The following is a 12,675-nucleotide window of genomic DNA, read 5'->3' on the forward strand; positions in this document are numbered from 1 at the left end:
TGTTTTCGCAACTAATTTTCTAAAAAAAACATCTATCCGCGGATAGATGTTTTACAAATTTGCATGAAGCAATGTTTACTGTTGTTTTTGAATCGTAACCTTTGCCTCATTACTTAGTAATGTTTGCCCCTTCACAACAACGTTATCTTGTTCGTTAACACCTTTTACGATTACGATTTGTTCACTTGTTTCTTCGCCAGTTTGTACCTCTACTTTCTTCGCTTTATCATTTTCAATTTTGTAAACATATTTTTTACCTTCTTCTTCGAAAACAGCTTGCCTTGAAATGATAATATTTTCTTCAAGCTGACCGTTAATACCTTGGAAAACTACGTTAACAACCATATCTGATTTCCATTCCTCATTTGCATTCGGAATTTCAATCTCAAATGGATATGCTTTCAACTGTTGGTCCATAACAGGACTTAAGGCGGTAACTTTTGCATCAATTGTTTTATTAACTGCTGGTACTTCAACTTTCACTTGAGCGCCAACCTTAATGGCTGTCACTTCATTTTCTGATAGATTTCCTCTTACAATGATTGGGTTAATATTAACAATTGTTACAACCCCAACCTGAGGACCGGCCATTTGGCCTGGAGCCCCGTTTACATTTGAGACAATACCGCCAATCGGTGCAGTTACGGTTGCATTAGCTAGTTGGTCACGAGCATTATCAAGACTCACTCTTGCCTGTTCAACAGATGCTTTAGCAACTTGGATGGCCGTTTTTTGTCCAGCATATTGCACTGATTTTTTAGCATTATCATAAGCAATTTCAGCATTTTGAAGAGCAATTTCGGCATTTTTGAATGCTGTTTCTTTTTGTTCCAATTCTACTGCGGAAACAGCTCCAGCGTTATACAAATTTTTTGTTCTCTCTAAATTAAGCTTTGCATCAGTATACGCTTGCTTAGCTTGTGTAATACCTGATTCAGATTGCACCATACTGCTTTCAGCTTGGTCAAGTCCTTGACTTGAACTAATTTCAGCCTGTTTAAGATTGGCTTCAGCAACATGTAAAGCAGCCTCAGACTGCTTTACTGCATTTCGTAAGTCATTTGTGTCTAGGGAAAATAATACATCTCCTTTATTCACTTTCTGACCTAATTTGACACTAATAGTAACAATCTTTCCGTTTACTTTCGGGGAAACATCAACCGTTTCCTTTGGCTCGAATTTACCTGCAATCCCGGCCTTTGTATCTAATAATCCTTTTTTAGCAGTTTCGATTTGAACAGGCACAGCGCCTGTTTTCTCTTCCTCTGTTGTTTCTGGCTTTTTCGCGGAGCAGCCAGCAACGGTTAATGTTAGAAGCAATAAAAAAATGAGAAATGTTGTTTTTCGGAACATTTATTTTTCTCCCCCTATTCTGCTTGAACGGCTTGTGTGACAGCTTTAGCTTTTTTAGCCCGTTTTTCTGCTTTTCTTCGTTTTCTTTTCGCTCCAATATCATCAAACCAACAGTATACGACTGGGATCAGAACAAGCGTAATCAACGTTGAAAAGCTCAATCCGAATGCAACAACAATCGCCATCGGCGCCTGATTTTCATTACCAGCTCCACCACCGAACGCTAAAGGAAGAATGGCTAATATCGTCGCAAGTGTTGTCATCAAGATTGGACGGAGACGAATTGGTCCTGCCTTTAATACCGCTTCGTCACGATCTATACCATCTTTTCGTAAATGAATGACATAATCTAGTAATACAATCGCATTGTTTACAACAATACCTATCAACAAAATATAACCGATAATCGCCATGATGCTCATCGAATTGCCTGTTAATAAAAGCCCAAGGATGACACCGATTATAGTTGGTGGAATGGAGAACATGATGACAAATGGTGTGAATAATGATTCAAATTGTCCCGCCATTACCATATACACTAAAACGACGGCGAGAATCATCGCCAAACCAAGTTGAGCAAAAGACTCCATCATGTCCTGACTTTGTCCCCCAAAGTCAATGTCATAACCGTCTGGAAGATTGATATTATTAACACGCTCTTGCACTTCTCTTGATATAGAGGCTAAGTCACGTCCAGTTACATTACTAGTGATTTGCACCTCTCTCGTTTGATTTGTACGTGTGATTGTTTGCGGTACATCTTCTTTAACAACCTTTGCAACAGATGAAAGGGCAACCGTGCCACCTTGTGATGTCGTAATTCTAACTTTATCTAGATACGTTTTATCCTCTTTAAGGTAATCTGGCATCAGTAGCTTCACATCGATTTCATCATCACCCGTTCGATAGGTCGTTACCTTCTGTCCAGCAAAAGAAATTTTCACGGCTGACAGAATTTGACTTGTCGTCAAACCATATTGACTTGCTCTTTTTTGGTCTATAATAATTTGAAACTCCTGCTTTGATGCATCTAACGAAGTTTTTACATTCGTAGTACCTTCGATTTGCTCTATTTCGCCAGCAATGATATCGGCAATATCACGTAATACTTTTAAATCATCGCCATGTAGGTTGACCTGTATCGCAGCACCTGCCATACCATGGCTAGTTGATTGTTCAGAAACCGTTATTTTTGCATCTGGTAAAAAAGTAAGCTGTGTGCGTATTTCATTTGCAATTTCTTCTGATGAACGGCTTCTTTTGCTTAAATCCACAAGTTTCAAGTTTACGTTTGCAATATTGGATGACGATGCTCCAAAGACTCCATCGCCGCCTCCACTCGAACCAATCGAAGTATACATATGGTCTAGTTCAGGTACTTTTTTAACAATATTTTCAATTTGCGATACGGCTTCTTCTGTTTCTTTTAAAATCGTTCCATTAGGCAGTTCTACAGATATACTAATTTGGCCTTCATCTGTCTTTGGCAAAAATTCCATCCCAACTAACGGGAATAAGGCCAATGAACCAACTAGCATCGCAATCGTAGATAAAATTACAGTTTTACGTTTATATAGGGCCCATTTTAATAAACGACCATACCATTTGGAAACTTTTTCAAACCCAATATTAAACCACATAACTGGATTGAATCCTTTATATGTTCCTGAATGATAAATTTCTTCATTTGGAACTTCATCCAACCAACGTGAGCTTAACATTGGCACAAGCATTAATGAGACAATTAACGCAGCTATATGGGAAAAAATAACGGTTAGCGCCAGCGGCCCAAATAACTCTGCCGCGATTCCATCAACGAAAACGATTGGCAAAAATACAACAATTTGGGCCAACGCCGATGCCATAACGGCATTCCCTACTTGCTTAGAGCCATCAATAGCGGCTTCCAGCATCCCTTTGCCTTCTTGGCGTTGCCTAAAAATATTCTCCATAATTACAACTGAAAAATCGACGAGCGATCCTAAACCTAGTAATAAACCACTTAAGGAAATTAAGTTGATAGTCTGTCCAGTAAAATACATCAATGTAAATGTTGCGATTACAGAAATTGGTATTACAATCGCTGCCACTAATGTTGATCGCGCACTATTTAAAAAGAAATATAAAATAAGAACAGCAAAAATCAAACCTAATAAAGCGTGCTCCGCTACAGTGTTAATAGAATCTTTAATGTATTCAGATGTGTCCAAAATCATCTCAAGCTTAACACCTTTTGGTAGCTTCGCTTCAATCTCTTTTAATTGTTTATGAACAGCATCAGCTACTTCTACTGTATTGCCGCCAGTGGCCTTTGTAATCGTAATTCCAAGACTTGGCTTTCCATTAAAATAACTAAGCTGTATAATTTCCTCCTCAGTGTCTTTAATGGTGGCAATATCTTTAAGCGCAATACTTCCCCCTGCGATGGAAATCGGTGTATCGCCAATTTCGCTTACACTACCGTACTCACCTTTCACCCTTATTTGCAGCTTTTGATTACCTTCTTTGACAGAGCCTGCAGAGCCAGTAAGGTTATTGGCATTTAATGCTTGGCGAATTTGCTCAAAAGTAATTCCATACATTTCAAGCTTATTAGGATCAGCCGTGATATTAATGACACGGTCACGACCACCACTAATTCCAACAGAAGCAACGCCATCTATACGCTCTAAGTTTGATTTAATAAGATTATCAGCGAGTGCTTTTAATTCGCCAATATCTTCCTTCCCATAAAGGCCTAGTGTCATAACAGGCTCGCTGTTTGGATCAAACTTGAGAATCTTAGGAGAGCCGGCTGAATCTGGAAGCATTCCTTCCACTATCCCAACCTTATCACGCATATCTAATGTTGCTTGGTCAATATCTGTTCCCCAGTTAAACAAGATGATGACTAGAGAAGATCCAGCGATAGACTGAGACTGAATCGTATCTACATTAGCGATAGAGGCTAATGCTTCTTCAATCGGTTTTGTAACTAGCTTTTCTACTTCCTCTGGTGTTCCGCCATCAACAGTTGTGGCTACGACGGCTACGGGAAGATTCATTTCTGGCAATAAATCAACCGCCATTTTCGGAAAAGAAATAAAGCCAAAAATGAGCATGGCAATAATAACCATCATAACCGTAACAGGTCTTCTGATGGATAAATGTGATAAATTCATTCAGTTCACCCTTTTCAACTATTCTTTACTAGCTATTTTTCTAACAATCTTTTATTTCATTAGAAATGACCATGTGGTCAAATATTTTATTCTAACTTCTATATTGATAATTAGTCAATTTCTAATGACTCAGCGGTCACAATTAAAAACACATTTAATTTCCTCATTTTAAGACGAATTTAGGGGCTGTTAGGTTTCACGATATTCATAAAAAATTTCATCTAATTGATGCCAATACTTTTCAAAGCTAGCGATATTTAGGTTTTTCAAGAACAGTAGTACCCCTTCTGCGATTACAAGCTTCGGTTCTTCTTTATTTATTAATTCTTCTTCAAACACTTCCATCGTTGCCTTCACTTTATTCGCTATTTCGACAGATACGTTCACTTCATGGAGGTCACGAAGAACTTGGTGAATAATTTCACTTATTTTGTGATTAAGCTCTACGCGCGACTTATTATTCATTTTCATGAAATCCTCAAGGTCCGAGAATTCAAGAAAAAATTCACCGCTGTCCATAAAACCATTTACTAAATCATCCATTCTATTCATTATAAACTGTGATAGTTTGAAAATATCAAAGTCTTTTTTATCCAAAATGATGTATTCCAAGTATTCTCGCATAAATCCATTCATAATTGTTGCAAGATCCAATACATATAAATCAATCTTTTCTCCATAAACATTACGGAGACATTTTGTCAGCCAACGCAATCGACTAGCCTTAAGCTCAAACAAAAACTCATTTATTTCCTCATTTACATGGATTGCATACTTGCGAATATGCATTTCGATAAAGTCGCTATGTTTGACACATTCTTTGAATTGAAAATAAATTTGCTGGATGAAGACTTCCTTTGCAGATAATGAATGGTCTTTCGCAATCTTTTCAGTCTCTACCAAAATCTTTTCGGAATAATACTTCAAAATAGATAGCATCACATCTTCTTTTGATTCAAAATAGTTATATAGAGTCCCTTTTGCAATCCCGCATGCCTCAGCTATTTCTTGCATGGAAGTCGAATGATATCCTTTTGCCACAAAAAGCTTGATTGCTTTTTCTATAATGGTTGTTCTTCTATCAGCAGCCATTTGACCCATCCTTCATTCACTTTTTACTTTAGTTTAACACAAATGACCGGTTGGTCAATTACACTTTTTTCTACCAATACCAATTGGTAAAAAAAAGATTGCCTAAACTGCAGCGACCAACGGATTGACATTGGTATGGATGCAATTTGAGGCAATCCTTTTACTTCCCTTCAACTTTTTGAATGTATGTATAGGTCTTTGGCGCTTTTTGTTGTACTTCTTTATTCATATCTGCATTTAAATAATACATGGCAAATACCTCTGCAAAGTATTCCTCTGGGTAGGAATTGAAATATTGATCACCTGGGAATAATACTGGTGCTTCTTCCTCCCAAATTGATAAGAAGTCCTTGCTATTTCGTAGTCCTTTTAAAACAGAACGCTCGACTGTATGCGCGATTTCATGTAGCTCTAAGTTTATTGAGCCATGTCCGTTTCCAGGTGCACTTGCCCCAATTTTTGCGGCTGCTAGATAGTCGCCACCAGCACCAGGAACTTGATCCCATGTTTTATTGCTACTCCATCCTCTTGGCGATACACCTGCCAAATCGGCAAAAAACGGTTCATCTGTTAATTTACCAGAAAACAGCTTCACCTTCACATTGTTTACTACTAAATATTGTAAAATGGTAGGATGAATATGGGCAATTCGCGAAATCATAGCCCGTACATCGTCATGGTTATAATCATTTATTTCTGGTAGCAATAGTAACTGGGCTATTAAACTTTTGACTTCTTGGTCGTTGATTTCAACCTTTAGGTTGTGCATTTTAGTAGCTTGATTTAATGTCAATCCAGTTGCATCTTCTTTTGCCAAAGTTAATGCAGGAATAAAACAGAGAAGAAATAAACAAACAACAACAAGTTTTTTCATGATTGATAAACTCCCCACTAACTAAATAAACTTCCGATAAACTTAAATATTGTTAATTTATTATACTTTAAAATATAAAAACTAGTGAAGAGATATGCTCAAAAAAAACAAAAAAGGATACAGATTTTCCTGTACCCTTTTGTTTGAATTTTATTGCTTGTCCTATGCTACATCATAGCCTTGTTCTTCAACAGCATCTTTTAAAGCTTGTTCTGAAACATGTTCGTTTGCAACAACCTCTACTTTTCCTGTTTTTAACTCAACATCAACCTGCTCTACACCTTCAATCGCAGAAAGTGCGTTTTTCACTGCTTTTTCACAATGCCCACAAGTCATTCCTGATACTTTTAATGTAATATTTTTCATGTTCCATACATCCTTTCGAATTGTTATTGGATTTCTACCTATAATTTTACCCGCTTCAAACGAAGTGAGTTTGAAACGACTGATACAGAACTAAAGGCCATGGCTGCACCGGCTACCCATGGGACTAAAAGACCTGCTGCAGCTAATGGGATACCTGCGGAATTGTATGCTAATGCCCAGAATAAATTTTGACGAATATTCTTCATCGTTTTGCGGCTTAGTTCGATTGCTTTAGGAATAAGCATCAACTCTCCACCCATAATCGTTAAATCTGCAGCTTCTATTGCGACATCTGTTCCAGTGCCGATTGCAATTCCAACATCAGCCGTTGCCAACGCAGGAGCATCGTTAATACCGTCGCCAACCATCGCGACTTTTTTGCCTTGCTCCTGCAATTTTTTTACATGATCCGCTTTTTCCTCCGGAAGCACTTCAGCGATGACATTACTTATTCCTACTTCTTGTGCAATTGCCAGTGCTGTCCTTTTGTTGTCACCTGTCAACATGTAAACTTCTATATTTAGAGCCTTTAGTTTCGCAATCGCTTCTTTTGCGGTTTGTTTGACTGTATCAGCAACAGCTATCACACCAACGCACTTTTGGTTGATAGCAATGAGCATCGTCGTTTTTCCTGCTTGTTCGTATTCATGTACTTTGGCATCAAACTCATTAAAGGCAACACTATCGCGACTCATGAGCCTTCTTGTGCCAACGTGAACCGTATTATTTTCAACAACTGCTATTATACCATGGCCAGGTATTGCTTCAAAATGTGTTGGCTCGATTAATTCTGTTTTTTGTTCTTTGGCATATTCAACTATAGCTTCAGCTATCGGGTGTTCCGAAGCTTTCTCAGCAGCGTATAAATATTTTAACATCCGATTGTCTGTTGTATCTAAATTTGTAACGACTGGTTTCCCTACCGTAATTGTTCCTGTTTTATCTAAAACAATCGCATCAATTTGATGAGTAATTTCAAGGTGTTCGCCACCTTTAAAGAGAATGCCATGCTCAGCACCTTTCCCTGTTCCGACCATAATCGAAGTTGGCGTCGCAAGGCCAAGGGCGCACGGACAAGCAATCACCAAGACAGCGATGGCAGCTTCGAGACTTGCTGGTAAATTACTAGGTGAAACAAAAAAATACCAAGTAACAAACGTAACAATGGCAATGGCCACGACAATCGGAACAAAATAACCTGAAATGATATCGGCCATCCGCTGAATCGGCGCCTTTGAACCTTGTGCTTCTTCTACAACTTTGATAATGCTAGCAAGAGCTGTGTCTTTGCCTACTTTTGTAGCTTCCATCTTTAATAGTCCGTTTTTGTTAATCGTTGCGCCAATTAGAGGTGCCCCTTCCGTTTTCTCTACAGGAATTGACTCCCCTGTAATCATCGATTCATCAACGGCAGATCTACCTGAAATGACAACTCCATCAACAGGAACTTTCTCACCGGGCTTAACTGCAATCATATCCCCCACAATTACTTGCTCCAGCGGAATTTTAATTTCTTTACCGTCACGAATAACGGTTGCTTCTTTTGCTTGTAAACTTAACAGCTTTGAGATAGCGGCTGTCGTCCGCCCTTTCGCAAGCGCTTCGAACAACTTTCCTACAAGTATTAAAGTAATTAATACAGCACTTGTTTCAAAATATAAATGCGGCATATACTGCGGATTACCGATTGTCCTAATTCCTTCAATTAAACTATAAAAATAAGCTGCTGAGGTGCCAAGGGCAACAAGGACATCCATATTAGCACTTTTATTTCTTAATGATTTATACGCCCCAACATAGAACTGCCCGCCTATATAAAATTGCACCGGTGTTGCTAAAAGTAATTGCAACCACGGGTTCATTAAAAAATCGGGCATTGGCAAGCCGCTGTCAAAAGGCATGTGACCTACCATTGTGTATAGAAGTGGTAAAGAAAAGAGAATAGAAATAACAAGCTTTCGTTTTTTATCGTTTATTTCCTCTTCTTTATGACTTGCTTTCTCTTCGGCATCTTCTTTAAGCTTTGCTTCATAACCAAGTTTTGTAATTTTATCAGTAATATCAGCACTGGATAACAAGCCGGGTATATATTCGACCGTCCCAGATTCAGTTGCCAAATTAATGGTCGCTGCCGTTACCCCGGGCATTTTACTAATAACCTTTTCAATCCTAGATGAACAGGCTGCGCATGTCATCCCATATATATCTAATTCAACCTTCTCAGTTTGAACACCATAGCCTAAATTTTCTACCTTTGCAAAAATGTCTGCTGATTGGACTTTTTCATCATCATACATCACTGTCGCGTTTTCCATCGCTAAATTTATACTCGCTTCAACACCATCCATTTTATTTAATACTTTTTCAATCCGTGCAGAACATGCTGAACAAGTCATGCCAGTTATGCCAAACCGTAGTTGTTTCCCACTCATGAATCAGCACCACTTTCTATATTAACTTTTACGATTTTGTAAATTGTTCAATAACCTTCATTAGCTCTTCGATTGATTGTTCGCCATTTCCCGACTTAATCGCATCAGCAACGCAATGATTTGTATGGCGCTCAAGCATCGTTAAACCAACTTTTTTTAAAGCGGCATTAATGGCCGATATTTGCACTAAAACATCTACACAGTACCTGTCTTCCTCAACCATTTTTTGGATGCCCCGAACTTGTCCTTCAATCCGTTTTAGACGATTCAGCAAATTCTTCTTTTCCTCATCTGAACGATGTGTTGCCTTGTGGGTTTCATTTTGTAAGTCTATATGCAAGTTGTTCTTCTCCACCATATCACCTCTTTGTTTATACTATACCCCCGTACAGTAATGTAGTCAATAAAATTTTCCAAAAAAAATCCACAATGACCTCCCCTTTAGTCATTGTGGATTTTTATCCCTTATTATTTATGCAATTGTTGCCCCTCGTTGATCTAGCTCTTGCATTAATTTTCTGTACTCCACAAATGAGAGCTTTCCTTGAATATAACCCCTTTTTAAGAAATCTAACAGATCATTTGCACTTGTTGGTTTATGTTCCTTTTCTTCCACAAATTTTTGAATCAAACCCTCTAATGTCAAACGAATCTCCCCCTGTTAATAGTTTACCTATATAATATCATGTCAATTTGATAATCTAATTTTTTGGAATTTTTAGACTTCCGACAAGTTTTGTAGTATCTTTACAAAATAACTTCTAGGCTCGGATTAATATCGACAATTACTGTAACAATTAAACATGATTATTGGGCAAGATAAAATAATTTGTCAAAAAGTTTTGAGAGATTTCAAAAATTTAATATTTAAACTCAGCTATTTTATTATTCTAGTAACCTTTACCATGCGCTCTTTCCAATAATAGGTAGTATTTGAATAATCAACACCCTTTGAAGAAGATGCACTTAGAATTGTTGTAGGGTCAATATAGAGGCCAACATGATCAATGATTCCATCAAAATTTGTATCATATGACACGATATCCCCCATTCTTGCTTGTGAAAACGGCACAACCACTCCTGCATTGGCCTGATCTTGTGATTGCCGTGGCAAATAAATACCATTTTCTTCATAAACCCTCTTAATAAACGAAGAACAATCAAAAACATCCGTTCTTGTTGTAGAAGCACCATATAAATAACCAGCACCGATGTATTTTTTTGCACTATTTATGATATCTTGGCCAGTTACTTGGCGCTCAGCTGGTGCTGCTTTAGTAGACGATGGCACATTAATGACTTGTCCAATATATAACATATTTTGCGTTGTAATTTGTGGGTTAAGGGTGATTATTTCGGATAAAGATACACCAAATCTTTGTGAAATAATATAAAGGGTATCTCCTGATTTAACAGTATACTTCGAAGTTACATTATTCGGTGATATTTTTAAAACTTGTCCTGGATAAATCATTGAAGATGTTAATCCATTCCATTCCATAATCTGTGCTGCCGATGTATTATTTTCATAAGCAATTTTCCACAGAACGTCCCCACCTTTTACTGTATAAGTTGCGGCACCTGCTTGGGAACCGAAAAGTAACGAACCTGCTAATCCTGCTGTAATTACAAACTTTTTCATGATGTTTCCTCCTCAGTAATTGTTATTCTAGAATCATCTCTTTTCAATTTTTAATGTCACACTTCAGTAGTTCGAATGATTCCACGAAACTATGTCCCTATAATAACAATGAATGGGTTGTTTTTATTAGGTAGTTGTTGGTATGCTCGGCAATGAGTGGGTATCGTACAAAATGATGGAACACTATTATTCACCTATAGTCTTGAAGAAACCTACCTTATATCATAGTTTCAATGCTTTTTTGAAAAGGTTTTCATACCCAGTATTTACCACCAGTGAAATGTAAAAAAAACCGACAAAATGATTGTCGGTTTTTTTTACGTAAGGAATTTTCCCCGCATTTAAACGTCTGTAATAGCCACTTCGTTAAAGATAAATAATTCCCCGGCAAGCGGAAAAGTTACAGTTATTTCTGTTCCCTTTCCACATTCACTACTAATATCAATGGACCCTTGCATCAATTCTACTATTTTAAATACAACCATCATACCTAACCCCGTACCTTGGCTGCCTTTCGTTGAAAAATATGGCTCACCAATACGGCTCAATTGTTGTTTTGTCATTCCTACACCATTATCATTAATCTTTATTAAAATTCTGTCGTACTCTAGCGAGGTTTTAATTGATAATGTACCACCATCTTTATTCATCGCTTCGATGCTATTTTTTATAATATTGATAAAACATTGCTGCAATGACTGCTGTTCACCAAGAATATATAAATTTTCTTGTAAATTTGCTTTAATCTCTACATTATATTGATTTGCTAACGGTCTCATAATCTCTATCATTCTGCTAAATTCATTTTTTATATCAAGAGTTTTAATTTTATTTTCCGATGGTTTAGCAAATGTCAAATATTCGCTAATGATTGCTTCTGCCCGGTCAAGCTCGTCAATAGAAATTTTTATGTATTCCTTAGACTTATTACTATTTTTCATTTTACTTAATAACTGTAAAAACCCCCGTACCGTTGTCAATGGATTCCGTACTTCATGTGAGATTGAAGCAGCTAAATGGCTTACAATATCCATTTTTTCCATATGAACGAGCCTGCTTTGTAGAATTAGATTTTTGCATACATATTCCCAGAAAAAAATAACGATAAAGGCTGCAAAAGCCTGAGCTAAAAACCATAGTAATAATTCAATACTATGTTGAACGCCATTTGTAATGTATAAATACAGAGAGGCAAATACTCCTGTTAAAATATGTATTAGAGTAAAACTAAAAATTCTATGCTCAGCGGAGTTATTTTTAAATTTTTCCGAATAAAAAATTGATAAAATAACATGTAAACCAGAAATAATTGTTGCAAATAACAATCCTTGCCCTTCAAACAAAAATTCGTAGCTCACTGTAAAAATAAAAAAAACTATACTAATGACTGGGCCAAGCAATAAACTTGCATATAATTGCAAGATAAAGCGAAAATCAAATATAATTAAACTGTCGATATGAATCGTGAATATCATGCAGGCTAAGCTGGCTAATAAAGCGGAAAAAAATATGTAGTATTTTCTGATTTTTAAAAATTTATCATAATTGTTGGAGTAAAAAATTGGCAGCAATATGAACGGTAAGATAACAAAAAAAATATTAAGAAGAATACGCTCAATCATAATACATCCCTCAATTATCTATTATTTTTAGGAAAATAAGCCTATTGAAAATTTTATACTATTCTGATATTTACTATACTCTATACAAATATCAATAAACATCGGGGAATTCCCTGATTTTGCTCATATAAAA

10 protein-coding genes are annotated in these 12,675 nt (G+C 36.9%); all 10 read right to left on the reverse strand.

The window, feature by feature from the left end; all coding sequences use genetic code 11:
- Positions 1 to 75: 75 nt before the first annotated feature.
- The 10 genes from GX497_09625 to GX497_09670 all read right to left on the reverse strand — a co-directional run bounded on the left by GX497_09625 (position 76) and on the right by GX497_09670 (position 12,542).
- Positions 76 to 1,353 (reverse strand): efflux RND transporter periplasmic adaptor subunit, encoded by a 1,278-nt coding sequence (locus GX497_09625; protein ID HHY73466.1) that lies wholly within the window; start codon positions 1,351 to 1,353, stop codon positions 76 to 78.
- Between the two features lie 14 nt (positions 1,354 to 1,367).
- Positions 1,368 to 4,514 carry an efflux RND transporter permease subunit gene (locus GX497_09630; protein HHY73467.1) on the reverse strand — a complete coding sequence of 1,049 codons (3,147 nt, stop codon included), beginning with the start codon at positions 4,512 to 4,514 and terminating at the stop codon, positions 1,368 to 1,370.
- Between the two features lie 189 nt (positions 4,515 to 4,703).
- The gene (locus tag GX497_09635) at positions 4,704 to 5,606 is read right to left on the reverse strand and encodes a TetR/AcrR family transcriptional regulator (GenBank protein HHY73468.1); all 903 of its coding nucleotides are present in this window, start codon (positions 5,604 to 5,606) and stop codon (positions 4,704 to 4,706) included.
- Between the two features lie 160 nt (positions 5,607 to 5,766).
- Positions 5,767 to 6,480, reverse strand: coding sequence for a hypothetical protein (locus GX497_09640; GenBank protein HHY73469.1), 714 nt, complete (start codon positions 6,478 to 6,480; stop codon positions 5,767 to 5,769).
- A 162-nt stretch (positions 6,481 to 6,642) separates the two neighbouring features.
- Entirely contained in the window at positions 6,643 to 6,846 is a 204-nt protein-coding gene (locus GX497_09645) for a heavy-metal-associated domain-containing protein (protein HHY73470.1), read from the reverse strand.
- Positions 6,847 to 6,884: 38 nt separating this feature from the next.
- Entirely contained in the window at positions 6,885 to 9,278 is a 2,394-nt protein-coding gene (locus tag GX497_09650) for a copper-translocating P-type ATPase (GenBank protein ID HHY73471.1), read from the reverse strand.
- 28 nt (positions 9,279 to 9,306) lie between these two features.
- Complete coding sequence (locus tag GX497_09655; protein HHY73472.1) at positions 9,307 to 9,636, reverse strand: metal-sensing transcriptional repressor; 330 nt, start codon at positions 9,634 to 9,636, stop codon at positions 9,307 to 9,309.
- Positions 9,637 to 9,750: 114 nt separating this feature from the next.
- On the reverse strand, positions 9,751 to 9,924 hold the full coding sequence (locus GX497_09660) for a hypothetical protein (protein ID HHY73473.1): 174 nt from the start codon (positions 9,922 to 9,924) through the stop codon (positions 9,751 to 9,753).
- 231 nt (positions 9,925 to 10,155) lie between these two features.
- Entirely contained in the window at positions 10,156 to 10,923 is a 768-nt protein-coding gene (locus tag GX497_09665; GenBank protein ID HHY73474.1) for a LysM peptidoglycan-binding domain-containing protein, read from the reverse strand.
- A 338-nt stretch (positions 10,924 to 11,261) separates the two neighbouring features.
- A complete protein-coding gene (locus GX497_09670; GenBank protein HHY73475.1) occupies positions 11,262 to 12,542 on the reverse strand; it encodes a two-component sensor histidine kinase in 1,281 nt (426 codons plus the stop codon).
- Positions 12,543 to 12,675 lie beyond the last annotated feature (133 nt).

This window comes from Bacillus sp. (in: firmicutes) (assembly GCA_012842745.1).
In the GTDB taxonomy this organism is placed as follows: Bacteria; Bacillota; Bacilli; order Bacillales; family Bacillaceae_J; genus Schinkia.